Origin of the sequence: Streptomyces sp. NPDC060064 (assembly GCF_042736455.1) — a bacterium.
Lineage (GTDB): Bacteria > Actinomycetota > Actinomycetes > Streptomycetales > Streptomycetaceae > Streptomyces.
Map to the genome: position 1 here is coordinate 1 of NZ_JBHWWF010000070.1, position 19,901 is coordinate 19,901.

21 protein-coding genes and 6 pseudogenes are annotated in these 19,901 nt (G+C 65.4%); 6 read left to right on the plus strand and 21 right to left on the minus strand.

Going from position 1 to position 19,901, the window contains the following annotated elements:
• Positions 1 to 334: 334 nt before the first annotated feature.
• Positions 335 to 1,036 carry a hypothetical protein gene (locus ACFWDI_RS39390; protein WP_385311728.1) on the minus strand — a complete coding sequence of 234 codons (702 nt, stop codon included), beginning with the start codon at positions 1,034 to 1,036 and terminating at the stop codon, positions 335 to 337.
• Positions 1,037 to 1,496: 460 nt separating this feature from the next.
• Here ACFWDI_RS39390 and ACFWDI_RS39395 point away from each other — a divergent pair.
• Positions 1,497 to 1,700, plus strand: a pseudogene (locus tag ACFWDI_RS39395) (IS6 family transposase); the annotation flags it as partial.
• A 96-nt stretch (positions 1,701 to 1,796) separates the two neighbouring features.
• On the opposite strand, the pseudogene ACFWDI_RS39400 reads toward ACFWDI_RS39395, so the two are convergent.
• From ACFWDI_RS39400 to ACFWDI_RS39415, 4 genes and pseudogenes are all read right to left on the minus strand, one after another.
• A pseudogene (locus tag ACFWDI_RS39400) lies at positions 1,797 to 2,054 on the minus strand (IS6 family transposase); the annotation flags it as partial.
• 145 nt (positions 2,055 to 2,199) lie between these two features.
• Complete coding sequence (locus ACFWDI_RS39405; RefSeq protein ID WP_385311730.1) at positions 2,200 to 3,060, minus strand: FkbM family methyltransferase; 861 nt, start codon at positions 3,058 to 3,060, stop codon at positions 2,200 to 2,202.
• Between the two features lie 55 nt (positions 3,061 to 3,115).
• On the minus strand, positions 3,116 to 3,382 hold the full coding sequence (locus ACFWDI_RS39410) for an HAD hydrolase-like protein (protein ID WP_385311759.1): 267 nt from the start codon (positions 3,380 to 3,382) through the stop codon (positions 3,116 to 3,118).
• Complete coding sequence (locus ACFWDI_RS39415) at positions 3,268 to 3,717, minus strand: hypothetical protein (RefSeq protein WP_385311765.1); 450 nt, start codon at positions 3,715 to 3,717, stop codon at positions 3,268 to 3,270. Before ACFWDI_RS39415 ends, ACFWDI_RS39410 begins: the two co-directional genes overlap by 115 nt.
• A gap of 110 nt (positions 3,718 to 3,827) precedes the next feature.
• Between ACFWDI_RS39415 and ACFWDI_RS39420 the strand changes: the two genes are divergently transcribed.
• The gene (locus ACFWDI_RS39420) at positions 3,828 to 4,067 is read left to right on the plus strand and encodes an NUDIX hydrolase (protein ID WP_385311732.1); all 240 of its coding nucleotides are present in this window, start codon (positions 3,828 to 3,830) and stop codon (positions 4,065 to 4,067) included.
• Between the two features lie 900 nt (positions 4,068 to 4,967).
• On the opposite strand, the gene ACFWDI_RS39425 is transcribed toward ACFWDI_RS39420, so the two are convergent.
• From ACFWDI_RS39425 to ACFWDI_RS39465, 9 genes and pseudogenes are all read right to left on the minus strand, one after another.
• Entirely contained in the window at positions 4,968 to 6,530 is a 1,563-nt protein-coding gene (locus tag ACFWDI_RS39425; RefSeq protein WP_385311735.1) for a glycosyltransferase, read from the minus strand.
• The gene (locus tag ACFWDI_RS39430; RefSeq protein ID WP_385311737.1) at positions 6,527 to 7,186 is read right to left on the minus strand and encodes a transaldolase family protein; all 660 of its coding nucleotides are present in this window, start codon (positions 7,184 to 7,186) and stop codon (positions 6,527 to 6,529) included. The genes ACFWDI_RS39425 and ACFWDI_RS39430 overlap by 4 nt, the downstream gene beginning before the upstream one ends.
• Before the next feature lie 127 nt (positions 7,187 to 7,313).
• Entirely contained in the window at positions 7,314 to 7,970 is a 657-nt protein-coding gene (locus tag ACFWDI_RS39435) for a Gfo/Idh/MocA family protein (RefSeq protein WP_385311739.1), read from the minus strand.
• A 20-nt stretch (positions 7,971 to 7,990) separates the two neighbouring features.
• Positions 7,991 to 8,269, minus strand: a pseudogene (locus ACFWDI_RS39440) (Gfo/Idh/MocA family protein); the annotation flags it as partial.
• Positions 8,209 to 8,970 carry a hypothetical protein gene (locus tag ACFWDI_RS39445; protein WP_385311741.1) on the minus strand — a complete coding sequence of 254 codons (762 nt, stop codon included), beginning with the start codon at positions 8,968 to 8,970 and terminating at the stop codon, positions 8,209 to 8,211. The gene ACFWDI_RS39445 and the pseudogene ACFWDI_RS39440, both read right to left, overlap by 61 nt.
• A complete protein-coding gene (locus ACFWDI_RS39450) occupies positions 8,967 to 9,944 on the minus strand; it encodes an NAD-dependent epimerase/dehydratase family protein (RefSeq protein WP_385311761.1) in 978 nt (325 codons plus the stop codon). The genes ACFWDI_RS39445 and ACFWDI_RS39450 overlap by 4 nt, the downstream gene beginning before the upstream one ends.
• Positions 9,850 to 10,823, minus strand: a pseudogene (locus tag ACFWDI_RS39455) (IS5 family transposase). Before ACFWDI_RS39455 ends, ACFWDI_RS39450 begins: the two are co-directional and overlap by 95 nt.
• A 225-nt stretch (positions 10,824 to 11,048) precedes the next feature.
• Positions 11,049 to 11,207 (minus strand): hypothetical protein, encoded by a 159-nt coding sequence (locus ACFWDI_RS39460; protein ID WP_385311743.1) that lies wholly within the window; start codon positions 11,205 to 11,207, stop codon positions 11,049 to 11,051.
• Between the two features lie 151 nt (positions 11,208 to 11,358).
• Positions 11,359 to 11,520 carry a hypothetical protein gene (locus ACFWDI_RS39465; RefSeq protein WP_385311744.1) on the minus strand — a complete coding sequence of 54 codons (162 nt, stop codon included), beginning with the start codon at positions 11,518 to 11,520 and terminating at the stop codon, positions 11,359 to 11,361.
• Positions 11,521 to 11,789: 269 nt separating this feature from the next.
• Here ACFWDI_RS39465 and ACFWDI_RS39470 point away from each other — a divergent pair, with 269 nt between their 5' ends.
• The 3 genes from ACFWDI_RS39470 to ACFWDI_RS39480 all read left to right on the plus strand — a co-directional run bounded on the left by ACFWDI_RS39470 (position 11,790) and on the right by ACFWDI_RS39480 (position 13,045).
• Positions 11,790 to 11,912 carry a hypothetical protein gene (locus ACFWDI_RS39470; RefSeq protein WP_385311746.1) on the plus strand — a complete coding sequence of 41 codons (123 nt, stop codon included), beginning with the start codon at positions 11,790 to 11,792 and terminating at the stop codon, positions 11,910 to 11,912.
• 100 nt (positions 11,913 to 12,012) lie between these two features.
• Positions 12,013 to 12,258 (plus strand): hypothetical protein, encoded by a 246-nt coding sequence (locus ACFWDI_RS39475; RefSeq protein WP_385311747.1) that lies wholly within the window; start codon positions 12,013 to 12,015, stop codon positions 12,256 to 12,258.
• Positions 12,259 to 12,316: 58 nt separating this feature from the next.
• Positions 12,317 to 13,045, plus strand: coding sequence for a hypothetical protein (locus ACFWDI_RS39480; RefSeq protein WP_385311749.1), 729 nt, complete (start codon positions 12,317 to 12,319; stop codon positions 13,043 to 13,045).
• A 99-nt stretch (positions 13,046 to 13,144) separates the two neighbouring features.
• On the opposite strand, the gene ACFWDI_RS39485 is transcribed toward ACFWDI_RS39480, so the two are convergent.
• Complete coding sequence (locus tag ACFWDI_RS39485) at positions 13,145 to 13,408, minus strand: hypothetical protein (protein ID WP_385311750.1); 264 nt, start codon at positions 13,406 to 13,408, stop codon at positions 13,145 to 13,147.
• Between the two features lie 477 nt (positions 13,409 to 13,885).
• Here ACFWDI_RS39485 and ACFWDI_RS39490 point away from each other — a divergent pair, with 477 nt between their 5' ends.
• Positions 13,886 to 15,262 carry a hypothetical protein gene (locus ACFWDI_RS39490; RefSeq protein ID WP_385311752.1) on the plus strand — a complete coding sequence of 459 codons (1,377 nt, stop codon included), beginning with the start codon at positions 13,886 to 13,888 and terminating at the stop codon, positions 15,260 to 15,262.
• Positions 15,263 to 15,643: 381 nt separating this feature from the next.
• Here ACFWDI_RS39490 and ACFWDI_RS39495 read toward each other — a convergent pair whose 3' ends face one another.
• The 6 genes and pseudogenes from ACFWDI_RS39495 to ACFWDI_RS39520 all read right to left on the minus strand — a co-directional run.
• Positions 15,644 to 15,871 (minus strand): hypothetical protein, encoded by a 228-nt coding sequence (locus ACFWDI_RS39495; protein WP_385311754.1) that lies wholly within the window; start codon positions 15,869 to 15,871, stop codon positions 15,644 to 15,646.
• A 7-nt stretch (positions 15,872 to 15,878) separates the two neighbouring features.
• Positions 15,879 to 17,150, minus strand: coding sequence for a tyrosine-type recombinase/integrase (locus ACFWDI_RS39500; RefSeq protein ID WP_385311755.1), 1,272 nt, complete (start codon positions 17,148 to 17,150; stop codon positions 15,879 to 15,881).
• 172 nt (positions 17,151 to 17,322) lie between these two features.
• Positions 17,323 to 18,024, minus strand: a pseudogene (locus ACFWDI_RS39505) (prepilin peptidase); the annotation flags it as partial.
• Between the two features lie 560 nt (positions 18,025 to 18,584).
• Positions 18,585 to 18,982, minus strand: a pseudogene (locus tag ACFWDI_RS39510) (hypothetical protein).
• A complete protein-coding gene (locus ACFWDI_RS39515) occupies positions 18,979 to 19,263 on the minus strand; it encodes a hypothetical protein (protein WP_385311757.1) in 285 nt (94 codons plus the stop codon). The pseudogene ACFWDI_RS39510 and the gene ACFWDI_RS39515 overlap by 4 nt, the downstream one beginning before the upstream one ends.
• Before the next feature lie 459 nt (positions 19,264 to 19,722).
• A partial coding sequence (locus ACFWDI_RS39520; RefSeq protein WP_385311763.1) for a transposase family protein occupies positions 19,723 to 19,901 on the minus strand: 179 nt, incomplete at its 5' end.

A 19,901-nucleotide genomic window follows, 5' to 3' on the forward strand; every position in this document is an offset into this window, starting at 1 on the left:
TCGGACACGGACCCGGGATTACCCTGTCGTCGGCGACATCGCCGACCCCCTCTCCAAGAGCATCCACTCAACACACGCGACCTCGTGTCGCACCTGCACGCAGAAAGTGCCTTCCGCCTGGACCGACAGAACCCCTCAGCAAGGTTCATCGCCCCAGGCCGGAAGGCATTTTCGCGTTACCGCGTAAAATTCGGCCCCACACCAAGTGCTAGGTAAATGAGCGCGAACCAAGGCCCGCTGGAGCGGGCAGAGCTTGTGCCTTCAGCTAGCCTCGCGGTGACGATCAGTATCGTCACCTACTCCACCAGGCCTGAAGGCGACCGCTCTGAACGGTTCAGAGGGAACGGCCCTTCGGCAGCTCCACAATCTTATTCTTGTGCATAGTTTCGCACGACAGCTTTTCGGAGGTTGTCATGGGGCGGGTCTTGGTGACAACCGTATTATGCTTGCCGTCAGTCCCGTTCGCCGCGGGCGAGATGACGGCGGCGCCGGTTACTTCCCAGAAGTAGTGGCCCCAGTGTGGGTCATCGTAGTGCGTCTGCCACGTGCCAGTGACTTTCTGCATCACCTGGGCACGGTTAATCCAGCCAACCTCACCCGGCCCCACTGTCAGAGTCGTTGTGCCGGTCTCGGTGTGCTGATTAATCCAGGTGTGACTGTACGACTGCTGCACGCTGATCTCGACGATTTCAAGGAGTTCTACCTTTTCGGTAATCGTCACACCTACCTGGTCCATCGACCCTGTCATGTCCGCCCAAGCCTTCGACTGAGTGGAGTCTCTAGTGGCAGAGCAATTATAAATTGTGTCAGAAACTTGGTGGAAATTACTCAGGTACGCTTCCTTGATCACCGGATCATTGAAGGTGCACTTCCCGACGCCGGAACTACAGTCGTTCAGGAGGTCCTGCGCAGAGGGCTTCGGCTGCCACGGCACGTCGTGGTTCGCGGACGCGGGCATTGCTGTCGCCGTCACCAGCCCGAGAGCCGTCGCTGACAGTGCCAATAGCCAGCCGCCGTACCTCATCTTCGCGATCACGCTTACTCCTTCGCTCTTGAAAGCCTGATGTCCTAGATCCGTAGAGCATCGAAGGCCTAGGCGAGCCAGACGCCTATGTTGGGCCCCAAGGTAGGAGATGGCGCCCGCGGCTGTCTTGAGTAGACCCTACTCAAGCGCCGCCAAGTCGCGGTCCAGGCCGGGGTGGAGCATCAGCCAGCCCAGCATTCGCTCGACGGAGCAGCCGAGTTGGACGCGGCAGGCGCGGACGCGTAGAACAGCGGCAACAGGCCTCCTGACGCTCGGACGGGGTCGCACCCCCGAGCTAAGCGCTCGAATGTCGCGTGTTTTCCGGAATTGTTTATCTGTACCGGATCACGTGAACTTCTGTGTTATGTCCTGGTGTTGACGGGGAGCGTGCTTGGTGTGAGGGAGCACGGGGCGGTCGGCGCCGTCCTGTCCGCTCTTCCGGTTGTGTGGGTCTGGGGAGGGGAGCCGTCGTGTGTCCACGGCGCCGTCGTACAAAAACCACCGCTATCCGGTCGGGATCATCTCGCACTGCGTGTGGCTGTACTTCCGCTTCCCCCTCAGCTATCGCGAGGTCGAGGAGCTGATGCTGGAGCGTGGCGTCGTTGTCTCCTACGAGACCGACCAGCGCTGGTCTCTGAAGACGTACGCCAATGCCCTGCGCCGGCGGCGTCCCAGCCCGGTGGTCGATGTCGATGAGGCCCGGGGATCTGGGAGAGATCCCGGCGGAGACGGTGCGGGTGGCGCGGGCGGCTTTCCCGAAGGGAAGTCTGGCGATCCGGATGAACGCCTCGTCGAGATGCCACTTGTCACCGGGGCTGGGACGCCACCGGCGCAGGGCATTGGCGTACGTCTGGCCGAACTTCAGCGACCAGCGCCGGACGGTCTCGTAGGAGACAACGACGCCACGCTCCAGCATCAGCTCCTCGACCTCGCGATAGCTGAGGGGGAAGCGGAAGTACAGCCACACGCAGTGCGAGATGATCCCGACCGAATAGCGGTGGTTTTTGTACGACGGCGCCGTGGACGACACGACGGCTCCCCTCCCCAGACCCACACAACCCGAAGATCATCCCACCCCCACCGGCAACGCGACAGTGCCCTCTTGTTTGCCGGTGGAGCTGGGTATTCACCATGACTATCTCAATGGCCCCTATGTATTGGTCTTCGATCGCGACTCAGGCGCGGACAAAGACGTCGCAGGGGCCGTGGTGGTCGGCGCGGGTGAAGCCTTTGGACTCCAGGGCCTTGATGATTGGATCGGCGTCGACATACTTGCGGTGAATCTCGATGATCAGCACGCCGACTCGATCCAGCCAGTCCAGATTGCCTGCCATGATGTTCGCCTCGGCACCTTCGATGTCCATCTTCATCACATCAATCTCGTCAATCCCGTGTTCTTTTGAGAGTTCGTCGATGGTGATCGCGCGGATTCGCTGAGACTTCAGCGCGAGCGGTTGCTCCATGCGGCCCGCGTTGCCCTGCCTGGCGCCAGCCACGTCGGGCGTGATCGTGCTGGAGCTCCACCACTCGTTGGGGAACAGCGTGACCTCGCCGGGCACCGCGTCGACTGCGGTCTTGCTCACCTCGATGTCAAATCCATTGAGGTCCCGGTTGATCTTCAGCACCTTGACGTTCTCGTCAACCGGCTCTACACACAGCACACGGGCGCTCGGATGCTGTGCGGCAAGACTGAGCGCGGCGAGACCGATGTTTGCTCCCAAGTCGACGATCGTACGGACCTTGGGGACGTACTTGTGGTACGGAAAGTCGTAGATGCCCTCGAGGAACACCTCGCGGAGGGTATAGATGTCGCTCTGATTGCGGCGGAAGGCGACCTGCATCGACTGGCTGCCAACCGTGATCGGTATGGTCTGCAGTTTGCGCGACACGAGCGGGTGCACGGACATCCCGGCGTGATATACAGCACTCCAGCCGGCAAGGCGCAGTGCAGCCCCGGCACCATAGCGCGACCTTGCCCTGCGGATGTCCATGGCGAGTTCGCCAACCTCGCGGCGCAGAGCGGCGAGCGTGGACATTTTCGGGTCGCCGTCACGGTGTAGGTACTTCGTCGTTATGAAGGGGATCCGCCGACTAATCTGGGGACCATGACTCATGATTCGCTCCGAATCTCGATTGTTGATTCCGTCGATTTCTCCTGCTCGCTGCGGAGCATGCGAACGACGGCGTGCAGGCCGTCGAGCCAGACGTTCGCGAGCTTGCTCGGTTCCGGCTGCCGCCCCGAGTCACGTGCACCGCGAGGCGGCAGCCAGCCGCTCTCGCCGCGGCCATATCGGTGTCGTGATCACTGACCATCCACGCCGTGCCGATATCGACATCGGCGTCATGCGCAGCGCGCAGAAGCAGACCGGGACGTGGTTTGCGGCAGTCAAATCCGTCGTCGGGAAATGCGGGCACACGTAGCAGCGCACCCGGTGCCCGCAGCCTTCGGGCGCCCACGTGTGGATCCTCGCGTTTACCGAGCGGACGAAATCCCACGGGGTGAGACCGCGACCAATCGGGGATTGGTTGGTGACCACGGCCACCGGCACAACGAGTTCGATCGCCAAGCGCACCGCTTGCTGTGCGCCGGGTAAGATGGTGAGGTCCCGGGGAGAAAAAATGTACGGCTCGACATGACGGAACAGCACACCATCGCGGTCTAGGACGAGGACGAGCAACCCTGGCAGGCTCATTCATGTCCTTGCTGGATACCGTGGTGGCCTATGATTGCCGTATGCGTTTCTGCGGTGAGTGCGGGGCGGAGTTGGTTGTGCCTCCGCCGACAACGTGTCCTCATTGCGGTGTGAAGCACTACAAGAATTCCAAGCCGTGTGCGGGTGTCCTGATCGAGGACACCCGCGGGGTTCTGTTGATACGCCGTGCCATCGCCCCGTACCGCGGCTACTGGGATATTCCCGGCGGACAATGCGAAGCCGGTGAGCATCCAGCAGATACTGCGGTCAGGGAGGCCTTGGAAGAGACGGGCTGGGAGATCAAGATCACTGAGCTCTTCGGGGTTTGGAGGGACTCTGAGGGGGAGTAGGACTCGTTGGTTATCTACTACCGGGCGCGGCCGACGGTGCAGGTTCAGGCACCGGAGGCGGATGAAACTGCCGAAGTCGGCTGGTTCGAGGCGGGCTTGCTGCCGGAAGCGCTGGCGTTCTCGGCTCATTCGCGCCACGTCCTGGGAGCGTGCCGTCGACCCGCTAGTAGCGTCCGAATCGGACTGACCCGACTGACTTGGCCAACTGACCCTGTCGGACTGTTCGATTGTGGCTGCCCAAGACTGGACCTCGCGCAGGTGCTCTGGATCTCCGATGTGGAGCGACTTTTTCGGCCACCGCAGAGCGGTCAGTCCGCGCCCGGCTATGAGTGAGTCAAACAGGTCCGACTCGGTGATCGGGCGGTCAGATGGCATTGCTGCGACGCAGGGTGCGTCGAGGGCACACAGGCCGATGTCGACAAACGAGTTGGCAGCTTCGCCCTTGCCGTAGAAGGTCACTATTTCGTCATCACCGAGCTCGATGTTGCTCTCGTCGGTCGCGGTCGTCACCAGTACCGTCGCCTCGCTCGAACTGGTTTCGTGCCGCCGCCGCAGAGCATCTACAGCCGGTGGGACGAGAACGTCGCCGTAGGTCATGAGGAATCGGGGCGGTAGCTTGGGAAGTGCCAAACGAACCGCGCCAATTACGCCGAGCGGTTCAGGCTCGATGGTGTGCGTGACTGTCAGCCCGTCCGGGGTGCCTGCGGGGACCGCCGCCAGGATCTGCTCGGCGCCGTGACCGAGGCACAGGTGCACCCGATCGACGCACAGACCGCGTAGGTGCCTCAACTGCAGGTGCACGAAGGGTTCTCCAACTACCGTGCGAGGCTCTTAGGCCGGGCGCCGGTGACAGAGGCCAGCCGTGTGCCCTTGCCACCGGCCGGGACGACCGCGACCAACTCAGCCATCGGTGGTCCCAGTGGAGAGTCCGCTACGTGTGCACGTACAGACCAGGTGGAAGAGTGACACATGCAGGCTTTCGGTCTCCGGGGCCACCAGGTAGTCCGGCACTTGCGGGACCAGGATGGTGACATCGCAGACCTCATTGAACTGGCCGCCACCGTCGCCGGCGAACCCGATCGTGCGAACACCGCGTTCCCGCGCCAGCTTCAGGCCGTTGACGAGGTTGTCGGACCAGCCACCCGCGCCACCGTAGACAGAGAAGGCCACAACGATCTCGCCCTCCTTGACTGATGGCCCCAGCATGTGCGCGTAGACGCCGGACCAGCCCTCGTCGTTTGTCCACCACAGCACTGGTGGTGGCTTCGGGCTCATCGGTCGGCACCGCCCGCCGCCTTCGCCGGGGCGGTGGAGCGCCGGTCGCACACGGACTGGTAGATGGCCGCCGGCGCCGCCACCGCATGCTCCAGGTTGTGATGGTCCGACACGAACTGGCGGCCAGCGCCGACGAGATGCGCAGCGAGGGCCTCGTCGTCGATGACACGCCCAAGCGCCGCCGCAAGGGAGCGTGCATCCCGAGGTGGTAGCAGTGAGCTCGTGTGCGATTACCTCGCGCAGCCCGGGTACGTCCGTGCCGACGACCGGGACCTGCGAGGCCATTGCTTCGAGCACGCTCAGGCCGAGGCCCTCGGAGTAGCTGGGCTGCACCGCGACATCCGCCGCTCGCCATAGCGTCGGCATCTGCTCCCAGCCCAGGTCGGTGCGCACGGCGACGATTTCGTCGAGGCCGAGCTCACGGAGGCGGTTGCGCAAGGTCTGCTCATAGTCCACGGAGCCCGAGCTCGCCGTGCCGGCAATCACAGCGTGTACCGGGCCGCACCGATCGGCCGCGAGCTCAGCGAATGCGTTGACCAGCTCCAGCAAACCCTTGCGCTGCTTGAAGCGCGACCCGCACACCAGAACTTTTCCGTGTTCGGGAAGACCCAGCTCCCGCCGGGCCGCTCCGCGATCACCCCGGTTGAACCTCACACAGTCGATGCCATGCGGCACCAGTACTTCCCGCCCCGCGGAACCGTGCCGTACAGCCATATCCAGGTAGTACCTGCTGCGGCAGATGATCGTGTCCAGGGCGAGCGTGCCGTAGACGAGCCGACAGCGGCCGGTCCCACCCGGCTCGGACTCCGGGTCTTGCTCATGGGATGTTGCGATTGCGGCTGAACCGGTGTCCGCGGCGAGTATCGAAGCCGTCAGCGCGGTGTCGTGACTGTTGGCGTGGATCACGTCGGCCTCCCGCGCCAGCGGCTCGAGTCCAGGCAGCAGGCCGAACGCCATCTGTTCCCAAAGCAGGGCGTCGTGGCGGTCGGCCCAGCCGTCGGGGCGAGGCAGTCCCACGACCAGCACACCGGCCTCGTCGCGCCGGGCGCCGGCCTGGCCTGGCAGAGCGGCAGTAGCGATGGTGACCCCGTGCCCGGCTCGGACGAGGCCTCGTGCCAGGCTCACGGTGTATGTCTCGGCACCCCCGATCACCGGCTCGTAACCGGGGGTGGGAATCGGGAGCTTCATGCTGGCTGCGGGGAGGTCTCGGCCGCACGGTAGAGCTCGGCCGTCTCCCGGGAGAACCGATGGTCGGCGAGCTTGCTGAGGGTGCCAGCGGAGATCGTGCAGAAGTGGACCCTGGTCGGGACGAGCCTCGCAATCAGGCCCGGCTCACGAACACTGCCGACGATCATCTCCGTGTCCAGACGGGCCTCAGCCAGCACGGTCCTGGTCAGGCCAACGACGTTGACGGACGCCCCACCCTCGTCGTCGATCCGACCGGCCAGCCGGGACACGTAGCGTGCCCCGGCATACGCGGCAAGCAGAGCCTGTCCGACGGTCATGCACGCCGTTGCATTGACCGGAATGCCAAGCCCGGAGACAGCATGAATAACCTCCAAGTTCGGGCTGCCGTCCGGCCCGACGACAGGGATCTTCACCACGGTGTTATCGCCAAGGTTGAACAGCCTCTTGGCCTCGTTCACCATCTCGCTCGCGTCTCGGCTATGTACCTGGACGCTGACCGGGAAGGGGGCGCTAACCCGGATGATTTCTTTCAAGATCGACCTGTCGGCATAGGCTTGCCTGGCAAGCACCGGGTTGGTTGTCACGCCGCGGATGACGCCGCGATCGAACCAAGTTCGAACCTCGTGGAGATTGGCACTGTCGAGAAAAAGGCGCATAAAACAGATTCCTTGGCTCATCGTAATTTCGCTCAGCTGATGTGCTTTCCGGTCCGCTACAAGGCAACGTCGCCGAGCGGAAGGGCCCTGCCGATTAAGCTCGATTCGTACACGGCGTGCACAGCGCTCAGGGCGGTGCGCCCCGCTCTGCGTCAAGCATGGGGTCCTCGGGAACGCGTGTTGCGCCCGTCAGCTCAGTGACGCGACGCGCGAACGCAGTCCACTCGCGGAGCGAGGAAACGTCCGCAGACCGGAACTGGGTGACCTCCGCGGAGAATGGTCCGGTGTCGTCACGGAGCCCGAAGGTGAACTCCTCAACGCCGTACGACCCACCGAGTTCCTGAACACGCAGGTAGCCCAATTCGCCGAACAGTTCGAAGTCGAAACGGTTCACCCACTGGGTTACTGAGCTGTGCACACTCACGACGACGCCGTCCGGCCGCCGGAGCAGAACGAAGCCGCTATCCTCCATGCCCCCCATCGGAACCAACGACTGCTGCATCATCGCGGTGACCTCGAGGAAGTCGCCAATCATCCAGCTGTAGAGGTCCACAAGGTGAATGCCCTGCTCGGCAAGGTGCCCGCCGGCGGCGACTGCGGGATCCGAGCGCCACTCATCTCCCATACCCGGCCTGGCGCCGATCCCATAAACCCCGCGGCCGAACAACGGCCTACCAAGCTCACCTGCGTCGAAGCGGCGCTTGGCCTCCTGGATCGCTGGGTGAAAACGATGGTTCCACCCGCACCACGGTATCCGGTCAGTGCGACGTGCCGTCCTGACCATTTCAGTGGCTCCGACACCGTCCTGGCCAGCGGCTTCTCGCACAGCACGTGCTTTCCTGCCTCGAGCGCGGCAATGGCGAATCTCATGTGCGAGTCGGGGGGCGTGCAGACCAGGATGACCTCAACGCGCGGGTCGGCGATCAACTCCTCCGCGTCGGCGAAGGCGGTCGACTTATGTTCGGCCGCGAGCCCGTTCGCATCGCTGGCCCGCCCGAGCCGCGCCCACCAGATAACCCGTGTCAGTCTGGCCGAGGGCTTGCGCCCTCCGACGCCCCTGCAGCCCAGCCCCGATGATCCCAACTCCCATACTCATCGCCGCACCCCCGTGCTCGCGCGACCAAACGCGACGTAATCTGCGTCCAGACAGTCGGCCGCCGAGGCCAGCATGTGGTGAGGGTCGACAACAATGCAGCCGCTTTGACCGTCGCCCCGCGCTTGATCGGGGCGAGGAGCCTGGTCACCTCGGCGGCCGTCTCGTCGTCTGCGCCGACGACCAGCCAGTCCGGGTGGTGGAAGGGTTCGATGGCCGAGCCGAGCCGCAGGTTTTCCGGGATGTAGGCGACCCTGGGCTGCCAGTCGGGGCGCGCTCGCGACAGCTCGTCCCGAAGCGACTCCGTCGTCCCTATGGGAACTTGACTACTGATGAGCGAGATCGCGTCCGGCCGCACGTAGGGGGCGAACCAGTACACCAGCGACCTCAACGCTCCTGTGTCAAAGGAGTCGTTGTCGCCGAGTTCCGAGTCGGCGGCGGGCCAGACAAAGCGGGCTTCCGCGAGCGCGCGGGAATCGCCACGGAACCACAGCGAGCCGCCGTCGATGCCAGCCTGGACGGCCTCGGCCAAACCCAGCTCGAACAGCGGCCGCTCGCCCCTATTCATTCCATCGATGATGGTTTCGTCGCGGTCCAGTCCGATGGTGTCGATGCCATAGGAGGCCAGTCCACTCGCGAGGACACTGCCGAGGTGCCAGAGCCCAACGACCGCGACCTGATCCGCCGTCACCGGCTCGCCTGGCCGATTTCGGCGACCGTACGCCGAGCGCCTTCACGCACTGCTTCGTCGGAGGACCTACTTGGCTTCCAATCGAGCGCGGATAGCTCGGAGATGTCCAGCTTTACGAATGGCTGGTTGCCCCCCCCCCCCCAGCCCTTCACGCCGCCAAGCGGCACCAGGGTAACGTCGGCGAGGCCGAGCTCCTCGATGACGCAGCGGGCAATCGTATTGATTGCAGTAGTACTGTCCGAGCCGAGGTTCATAACGACGCCCGGACGCTGTTCCGTCGGCTCCAGCTGGTCGGGCAAGGCTAGCAGCGCCTCGACGCAGTCCTCGACGAGAAGGTACTTCTTGCGCTGGGCGCCGTCGCCAAGGATCTCCAAGCGGGTCGGGTCGGCCCCGAGCTTCGTGATGAAGTCGCGGATCGCGCCACGCGACATCCGCGCGCCAACCACGTTGCCTAGCCGGAAGATCCATGCCCGCAGGCTAAACATCGCGCAGTACGCGTGCGCGAACGCCTCCGCGGCGGTCTTGCCGACGCCGTAGAGCGACAGCGGCTGCAACGGGCCCGCTGCGACGGAGAGCGGCGGCTGCAGTCCCTCGCCGTACACGGCACCACTTGAGGTCATGACGAAGTCGCGGACGCCATGCCGTGTCATCCCTTCAAGTTCCTGAGCCGTCCCGAGGACGGTGCCTCGCAGGTCCTTATCCCGGTCGTCTGCACCCCCGCGGATGTCTGCATTGCCCGCGAGGTGGTAGACGACACCTCGCCGCTCGGCCAGGCCAGACAGCACGGCGTCGACCGCAACCGGGTCGGCGCAGCTTCCCTCGACGATATTCAGCCCAGGCCGTCCGCCCTGCGCATCTAGGGCCTGTGTGGCGTTGGGATCAAGGGTGTGATCCGAGGTGTCGGATCCAGAGGAGGCTGGCGCATAATTCGAGTCCGGCCTGGTAGCTTTCAGGCTTTTTGTCGTAGCGGACAGCGAGGCCGCGCCAGTCCTTGATCTTGTTGATGGTGCGTTCGACACTGTTGCGGAGCTTGTACAGCTGCTTGTCCCAGGTGACGGGCCGTCCGCCGCGTGAGCCGCGGTTCTTGCGATGGGCGGCCTGGTCCTTCTTCTCGGGGATGACCGCTTTGATCCCACGTTTGCGCAGGTGGGAACGGTTCTGGCGGGACGAGTACGCCTTATCGCCCGCGACTGCGTCGGGGCGGGTGCGGGGCCGGCCGACCGGGCCGGGGACGCGGATCTTGTTCAGGACGGGGATGAACTGCGGACTGTCTCCTGCTTGCCCCGCAGTGATCTTGATCGAGAGGGGCAGGCATTGCGGCACACAGGACAGGTGCGTCTTGGTGGTCAGTCCGCCGCGGGAACGTCCCAGGTCAGCAGTGGCGAGCCGGGCCCTGCGGTGACGCCTCACGCGCCGTCGTTCTTCCCGCTCCGGGTCCAGTTGCCCGTCTTGTTCCTGGCCGGCGCCCCTTTTTCCGCGGCGGCCTTCTCCAACGCGTCCAGGATCTCGGGCTCCACGATCATCCCGGCAGCATCATGATGCGCCCGGACTGTGGTCGAGTCCACGCTGACCAGCGACAAGTCCACCAGGCCCCGCTTCGCCGCCTCAGCGATCGCACCCTGGAACACCGCGGTGAACACCCCAGCATCCCGCCACTGCCGAAACCGGCCGTAAACGGTGGACCAGTGCCCGAATCGTTCGGGCAGCTCCCGCCATTTCGCACCGTTCCTGAACCGCCACACGACGCCCTCGAAGTGCGCCCGCAGGTTCTCCGGGTACGGCCCGTACTCACCGACCGGCAGGAACGCGGAGATGAACTCCCACTCAGTATCCGAAAGTTGAGGTCGAGACACCCCACCGTTCTACTCCAAGGGCCCCGACCCTCCCAGGCCGACGGGCCCACGAGATCCCAACGAGAACACCGGTCCACCAGACACGCACTCGTCACTCAAGAGGAAACGCACCCTTCCTGGCCTGTGTTGCGCCACCGTGTTGCAGCCCCCACACGTACGAGACCCCGGGACCATCACGGCCCCGGGGTCTCGTACGGGCTGGCGCGCCACCGCTGGACAGCGCGCTTACGGCCAGTCGACGCCCGGTTTTTGCAGCGCGTTCCGCTGTTCCTGGGTGAGTTTGGTGCGCCGGGTTTTGGTGTTGGAGATCCACACGCCTGGCTTCACTACTACCGGTTCCGTCTCGTCGTCGGCCGTGATCTCTTCGGCGTGGCCGCGCGGCACCGGACGGTGGGCGCCTTCCCGTTCGACCCACTGTGTGAGGGCCGTCAGGCCCCGCTGGAATGCTTGCTGCGCCTTGCTCGGACTCTTCGCCGCGTGCCCGGCCGCGGGGGCGGGAGACGGCGCCCCTGGTCGGGCTGCACGCCCAGCACGGTCAGCCGTGCCTGCTGTTCGGGCAGGAGCCGCGCCCGGATGCCCGGATGCCCGGCTGCTGGAGCCACTTGCCGAGGTCATCGCCGTCCATCAGCACGCCGGGTGCGATGTCGGGCAGGCTGCCGTCGGTCTCGGCCAGGTTCGCCAGGATTCGGTGGTGCACGCTGCCAGTCCAGCGGCCACGGGCAGTCCCAGTCCGGGTCGATCGCGGTGAGCTGCGCCGCGCGCAATAGGTCTGCCTGGGCGCCGTCAGGGTGGCGAGGTCACCCATGTCCGGGGCGATCATGTCCGGGGCGATCAGGCCGGTGCTTGTCGTGAAGCCCGCAGTGTGCGGCATGACAGGCCGGCGTCGTCGGCGGGATCGTCGGCGCCGACGACACCGGCAGCCCTCCAGACGCCCCTGCCGCCCAGACGCCGGCCAAGGCATACGAAGTGGTCGAGGCCGAACTCCTCGACGACCTCGACCCCGGTGCGGACAGCGACGACGGCTACGAGGACGGCGAGGACCTCATCGACGTGTGGGAGGTGCCCGCGCCCGGGGGCATTCAGCCGTGAACGACGAGGGCGCAGGGCCCGTCCGCGGGGCGTGGCCTTCGCATCGGAGCCGGCCGTACGGAAGGAAAGAACGGGCAACCGTGCACGAGAGGACAGTGTGATGAAAGCGACCCTGGAACTGCGCGACAAGCGCGAGGCGCGCCTGCGCCAGCAGCTCAAAGACACCCCGATGCGGCCACTGCCGCTGTTCCAGCTCACCGGCTGGAACCACTTCGTCGACGAGAATGTGGAACCGCCCGCCCGGGCGGGCAGCAGTCCTGGCCCGGACAGGCGTAAGGACGAGCAGTCCATCGCCTACCACCGGCATCTGCGGATGGTGCCCACCGACGCGATGACGTACATGTAGGAGATGGTCGTCGAGGCGGTCCACCACAACAGCGGTCGCCGGGAGGGCCTGATGGACCATGTCATCGACGGGCCCCGCGGGCATCAGCAAGACCTGCCTGCTGCGGGCGGCCGGACGCGCCGCCCAGCAGGAGATCGAAGCCGGCACGGGCGGCAGGCGCCAGAACACGATCCCGGTGGTGCACATCACCACCCCCGCGGGCCCGGAGCGGAAGGTGAACTGGGTCTGGGAGATCACCTCCTGCCTGGGCCTCCAACCCGAGCCGAAGAGCCTCGCCGAAGTCCTGGAGATGCGCCGGCACCAGGACCTGACGCTGCCGGTCAACTACGTCCTGGAAACGGCGCAGACCCGCCTGTTGCTCATCGACGACATCAACCGCGCCACGGCGCACCAACTGGCGAACGTGCTGAGCCGCAGGTCAGGAGTGCAAAACAGGCTCGGGTGTTGCAGCGGGCCGGCGGCGCGGGATGGTGACCCGGGCCTCCGCCAGGACGATGCCGGTCGCCGGGACGCGGTGCACGGGAACGTACAGGCCCCAGTCGGCGTCACCGGCCATGAGCCAGCCTCCGGCCCACGGGGCGTCGGTGGTCGTGAGTACGCGACCGGCGAGCGGGCCACCCAGGAGTCGGACGATCACAGCGGTACCTCCATCCGGCGGGACTCTCATGCGACGAACCGAGTACGACGCGGGCAGGCCGCCAAGCGCCTGAAGGTGCCCGCAGCGACCTTCCGGTGGGCCCGGCACACCGGCCTCATCCCCGACCCGGACGCGTCGTCCTGCCAGTGAGCGTGTTTCAACTTGAAGTTGCTGGTCACGGGGCTGGTGTGGGTCGCGGCTGAGATGCTCGTACTATCGGGTGTGTGATCGGTAGAAGGTGATCGTCCGTCAGCGGTGGACCTCGGCGTTCGTCAGCACGAGGAGCGCCCGCAGCAGCGTGGTGGCATGTCGGGCGTTCATGCGGACCTTGGTGAGGAACCGCCAGTTCAGGTCGGCGAAGCCGTGCTCGTTCGCCGCCCGCTCGCGGCTGACCAGCCGGTTCGCCTCCTTCTGGGCGGCGGTGAGCGGATGGCCGCGGATCGCCCGCCGGCCGGTGACGATGACCGGGTCGTCGGCGTCGTCGTCCAGGCCGACGAAGCCGAGGTCGGCCACCCGGCAGCCCTCCGGTCACACTTGCCCGAGAAGTACGGTCAGCGATAGCCGCGCCAAACTCGCAGTCCATTGCCCTCGAACGACGGAATACTGCATCGCCCGAATACTGCCACTCGCCAGTCAAGCGCGTGTAACCACCGACGTCGGTCTCGGTGCTGCCCCGCGTCTGTGAGCGAGACAGCACCCTCGAAACGGGCACGACGGATGTGAACACACCTGAACTGTCCCGCCGACGACGGCCGCACTGCAGCCGCCTCGGAGTAGGGACACGATGCATGCGCTGCCGGTCAGAACGAGCGCGACCACCGCGATGAACGCGCTCAGGACGGCCAAGCCGCTGTTCACCCCTTCGGCCTTGCCGGGAATGCGTGTTGCCACCCCACCTCCTAGATTCCGTGTTAAACGAGCTCCGACATTGCTGGCTCCAAACATGCGCGAAGACGTGTGTGCTGGTTCCTACTGAAAGGGAACTTCTCCATGAAGATGAAGCAAACCATCCACGGATACGTGGCGGCAGCTTCTGTGGTTCTGACGGTTCTGATCTCCATGGCCTTCGCGGGTTCCGCGATGGCTCTGCAACCCAACCGGGCCGACCGAAATCCTCAGCCGCCGCCGACCAGCACACCAAAAAACCCCACTCCTCAAACAGGGTCGCCGACCCCAACAGCGAAGCCAGCGAAGCCAGCGAAGGTACCGGCCCAGCCACCAGGTGCGCCAGCCGGCAAGGTCAGCATGACACCACTTCCCTCATCTCCCGGGGGGGGTGCAGGGACGGTTCTGGCGGACGGTATCGAGCAGCAATGGGGGACACTCCACGTACTTTGCTTGTCTGAAGAAACATGCTCGTGGTCCATCTGGGTATTCGCGGACTCAGTGACCCAGTTCAACACACCAGACAAGGGAAACCAGGTAAACAGCTTCGCGCTCACCAACGTGGTGTCGAACAGCGGATTCCCCCTCCAGTGCGCGCCCGGCACGGATCCAACCACCCAAAAAGCCGGCTTCCAGTGTGACGTCACACTGTTTCCCAATCAGACCGCTACGGCGAACATCATGGTCACCGCGAATGTCTGGTCCGCCACCGGCAACAGCGCCTACAACAACACACCGGTCTCCACGACTGACACGTTCACGGAAAACTCCTACTTTTACCCGCCCTTCAGTCCTCCACATCTGTTCAACACAGACACCGGCACCGTGCTTTACCAGGCCGACACCAGCCTGCTCGATCCCAACAGTAACGAGCAGGGCCTCGAAGCGACGGTGGAGCAAGAGACCCTACAACCGCCCATCCTAGTCATCACCGACACCACCATCGGACCAGAGTTCAATTCCTGGGGGCCGTTCTATCTGGTAGTGAAAAACAACTTGAAAAGTGGCGTATTCGCTACAACCAGAATCCCCCTGACACAGCAGGGGAACACGTACGCCATCAACATGATTCAGCAAGAAAACTATTGCACAACACAGAGTGGTACCTTCGTTTGCGGCATTCCGGGCGGCACTCTTGCCCTGGCCCCAGGGGAAAGTACCGAAGACAGGCATATCTTTCCGGGTTGGGAAATGAGATATTTGCCCGCTGAGGAGGTAAATCGCGACAGGGTCGATATGACTTTTGGGGTGAGTGCTTCCCCGGCGATCGGTTCCGCCGGCGGCCACTTCTCGGCCGCAGCCATCGCGCCAGGGCCGCCCGGCGGGGAGCCGCCGACCACGCCGCCGACGCCGCCGACGCCGCCGACGCGACCGAAGCCGCCGGCCTGTCATGCCGCACACTGCGGGCACGACAAGCACCGGCCTGATCGCCCCGGACACGATCGCCCCGGACATGATCGCCCCGGACGGGTGCGCGTATGAAGACCGGGCCTCCTGTTCAACTCCGGATTGTCGAGATCCGAGTTGGCCAGGAGGCCCTTGTGCTGCAGTCTTGCCCGCCCTCGTCGGCGTCGTCCAACTCGGTTGCCCGATCGTGTGACTGCCTCGCGCACCGGTTCGGGAATGCGAGCGATCGTCCGGACCGCGAGCCGCGCTATCCCTCCGATATGTCGGACGCGGAGTGGGTGGTTGTGCGGGATGCGATGCCGGTCCCGGCCTGGCTGGGCGGCCGGGGCGGACAGCCGGAGGGCTATTGCCATCGTCAGATTGCACGACGCGGTGCGGTACCTGGTTGGTCGACAACGGAATCAAGTGGCGGGCCATGCCGGCGGACTTCCCCGCCTTTCTGTGGAATCGGCTTTGTCAAGAACCTCCCGTCTTGCCCTGCCGGACGTCGATGATCGGCAGCAATGTTGCAGTCGCGGGAACACCGATCTGACGAGGTGTCGGCCCGGAGGCAGTGGGGACGTCGGTGAGTCGTTCCAGGAGTTGATCCAGGGCGGCCTGGCCGTCGTCGATCGCGGCGCGTTCGTCGTCCGTCAGAGGAATACTGGCCAGCATCTTCTGCAAATTCTCCTTCGCCTCCAGCAACTGCCCCTTACTCGAGGGCTTCGGCGTGTAGAAGTCGCAGCGTGCGCAGGCCATGTCGGTGCTGGCACTGCTCGAAGAAGGTGTAGGTGCACCAGCCGTGGCCGAGGTCGAAGTACTGCCAGGGCTCGCCGCTGGCGGCGGCGCCGGAGGCAACCGTGTCCCGGTCGACGAGGACTTCGATGTTGCGCACGTTCCTCGCGAAGTAGCCGGCGTCGTTGTAAGCCCTGGCCAGCGTGTTCGGGGTGATCTTCGCGTAGTGCGAGGTCGCCTCGGGAGTCCGATGCCCCAGCCATTCCTGCAGCTCGAAGAGCGTCATCGGCTCCTTGGCGTTGTAGAGGTGACTCACGATGGTGGACCGGGCCCGATGGCTGGTGATGCTGCCGCGGACGTCGGCGGCGGGGACGCCGGCCTTGCGGCAGAGCATCGGGATGATCGCCGTGTTGATGTAGTGCTTGGCGACCCGGCGGGCCCGGTGGGCGAACAGGAAGTCGGCGTACTCATTGGTCTTGCGGTCGAGCATCGGCGGCTGGGTCGGCCTGACGGCCTGCCATGCCTCGATGGCCTGACCGAGGAGCGGATCGACGGGCTTGGTGAACGCGGTGCCAGTCTTGTGCGTTGGCACGTCCAGCAGGCAGACGGCGTCGCGGGCAAGGATCTCCCCGGAATCGCCGGGAATGGGAAGGCCGTCGTGCTGCCAGCGGATGCACCCCACCCGGAACCGGGCGATCTCGTCACTGCGTTGACCGGCGAACAGCCAGGTCAGGGTGATGGCCCGGATCAGCTCGACCGGATAGGTGCGGCCGTCCGCGGTCGGCAGATCGCCGAGCTCGACGTTCAGGCCCGCCCAGAGCAACTTGGCCCAGATGCCGTCGGCGATCACCCGCGGGTCCGGCCCCATCAGGGCGCGAACGCTTCGCGGAGTCCTCAAGGCATGGGCCGGATCGAACCTGCGCGGGATCAACTCCCATTCATGCAGGTCGCGGAAGAACGCGCGGGGCACTTTGAGGTAGCCGGACTTCGTCTGCGGCGTGAGCGGTTTCCCCAGGCGGTTCTGCGAGCGCATGCCGTGGGTCCACTGCGAGAAGTCGCCGACGGCCGTCCGGTCCACGGCCGCGACCCAGGACGCGCACGTCTGGCGGGTCCACTGGCTGGGCTCGGTGACCTCGGGGTGCTCAGAGGCAGCCAGCGGCCGATCTTCGCGAGCACGCTGCGGTAGCCTCTGCGGATCTTCGGAGTCAGCGTCGATGTCGCGTACCAATGCTCGACCGACGCCGCCCACGGGGCGGGGACTCCCTCCATCGCGGCGCCGGTCCTGCCTCATGCCCTGACGGTGGCGGGTCCGCGTGGCCGAGTGCCGCGACCGCCCGGTGGAGGCCATAGAGGTCTTTCCCCCACTGCCCACTCATCGCCGGGTGAACACGCAGTGCGGCCAGGGCCTCGGTGGACAGGTCCTTGCGACCGGCACGGCGCAGCAGGAGCAGGACGGCCCCGTAGAGGGCTCCCAGGAACAGCCCCGCGAAGCCGCCGAAGAAGACCGTATCCCAGCCGTACCAGCCGAGTGCTGTGCCCAGCGTGAGAGCGATCTTGACGTCGCCGAAGCCCATGCCTTGCGGGTTGATCAGGAAGAGAACAAGGTAGGCGCCGCCGAGCGCGAGCCCGCCGTACAGCGCCGTGGACCACGAACCAGCGGCCCCCGGGACAAGGGCCGCGGCACCGAGCAGCAGCAAGGCGACGGCAGCCAGCGGGAGAGTCAGGACATCCGGCAGACGGTGCACGGCGATATCGACGAGAGCGAGCAGCACCAGGACAGGCGCGATCAGCAGCCACACACCCAGCTCAGGCCGAGCACCAGTCGCGGACGCAAGCACCGCACACAACAGCGCCGTGACAAGAACCGTGACGGGCGTGCGGCGACCGTACCAACGGCGGAGCGGCAACCCGCTCACCGCCGCACCCGCTACTGCGGGCACCACAGCAACCGCGCAACCGGCGCAGCGCGCGAGACCGACCCAGCCCGCAATCGGATGCCCCTCGGAACACGCCGCGCGCCATTTCTTGCCGGACGGCACCGCGAACCGGTAGACGGCACGCGGCACCAGCAGCCCGACAGCCGCACCGTATACGGCAGCGAGAAGGACCAGGGACATCAACATCGTCTGAGCGTACGGCGAGGGTGAGTGGACGAGATACGCCGGAGCACGTTGGGTCGTTCGCTGCCCTCAATCCGTCGGGCTCGGTCACGCAGCGGGTCGATGTCGCCCCCGGTTGACCGCGCGCTGCCTCGGGCGATCCGCTCCAGGTGCGGGACGTCGACGGTCTGGTTCGCCTTCATCACCTGGCTCAACACCGAACTCCCGCCCAGCTCCGCCGCAGCATGGTCCAGCGAGGTCGTCATCGCGCCCCGGCCGCCGCGAGCGACAGCCAGTCGAGCAGGCGCAGTCCAGTCCGGGGACTGGGGATACGAAGCACTGAGCTCTGCTCTGTGACGAGCTGCTCCGTGCTGAGAGGAGTTGAAGTCCTCTTCTCCTCTATAGAGAAGAGGTGTCAGCGGCTGTTTCCCGGATACCCACCGGCTCTGACCTGCAGAGATGCCAATCGTGCCGCGCGGGTGCCAGTACTTGCGCCGGAAGCTGCGCCGGTACCGGTACCGGTATCCACGCCGGTAGCACCTCCGCTGAGTGCGGCATGCGGGGCAGGTCCTTGCCGGTGACTCTCAGTAAAAGCCCAGCATGCCGGGCGAGTCGATGTCGACGGTGACCACGCCGGGCGGGTAGGCGTCTTCGTTGCCGGTCAGCAGGATCGACAGGCCGGTGAACTCCGGGCGCGGCAGCGCGCAGTACAGGGCGTGGCAGGTGTCCGGGCCGCCGTAGCCGTCGCGGATCATCGTGCCGACGCTTACGGCGGCGATGGTGTCGAGGCTGTCGATGACGACGGAGGAGAAAGCGAGCAGGCGTCGGGAGAGGTTCTCCTCGTCGGCTTCGGCCTGCATGAGGCACAGGGCGGGACACTGAGGCGGTCGCCGGGTGTGTGGGCCATGTTGCCCGCGAGCAGGTTCAGCGTTTTGTGGCCGCCGGCGAGCGCTTTGACGGCGCTGGTGTGGAGGATGATCACGCGGCGGCGGTCCGGGCGGTCCGGGCCTTTTCGGCGGCGATCTTGTAGATGTTGCCGAGGACGTCGGGAGCCTGGTCGAACTCCTCGTCGCTGATGTCGATTCCGATCTCGCGGCGCACGGCTTCCCGGTCGGCTGCGAGCCGTTCGGCGCGCTGTGCGGCGGTCGGCTGCTCGGCTGCCAGGGCCTCAACGAGCTGGCCGATGCTCAGTCCGCGCTCCTTCGCGAGCTCGGCGAGGTGATCACGGGTCTCGCGCGGGACTTGAATTGTCGTCGATGCCATAGCGCCACTATAGAACGCCCACAGGGTCTTGCATGGGTCCATGGAAGGTCTGCAGCTCGACGGGTACCCAGGCATCGGACACCGCGGGCAGCCCGGCCTGCGGGGGCGGCACCGGCGGCGTGGCCGTAGGCAGGAACCCAGACGAAGACCAGCAGCAATCTGCCGTCAGTAGTAGTGACAGGCCGCGCAGTTCGGGTGTTTGCGGCTCTCCATCGTGCTTGCAACTCCGCCCGAGCAGTCCGAGCGGCACTGTGGCACGGTCGGATCATGAACGCGGCATTCGAAGCGCGGTTCCAGGCCGTCACCCTCACTCAGAGGGCGTTTATACAGGTCAAGCCCTATATGCGGCTCTCATCCCTGCCCTGCTTTGGAGGCTTTCATCCCATAGGCGGCGAATGGCGCTCTCCAGGACGGAGGCTCGGCCATCCGTCTCGTTCGCTTCTGTACCTGGAGCCTTTTTCACGTGTAGATCATGAGGGTGAGGAGGGCTGCGGAGACTGGCGACAGTTTGTTCGGGCTGATGCGGGCATGGCGGAGGATCCTCCAGTGCTTGATTCTCGCGATGGTGCGTTCGACTGGAGCCCGCAGTGCGGCGTGGATCTTGTTCGATGCCTTGTGCTTGCCGCTGAGTTCGGTTC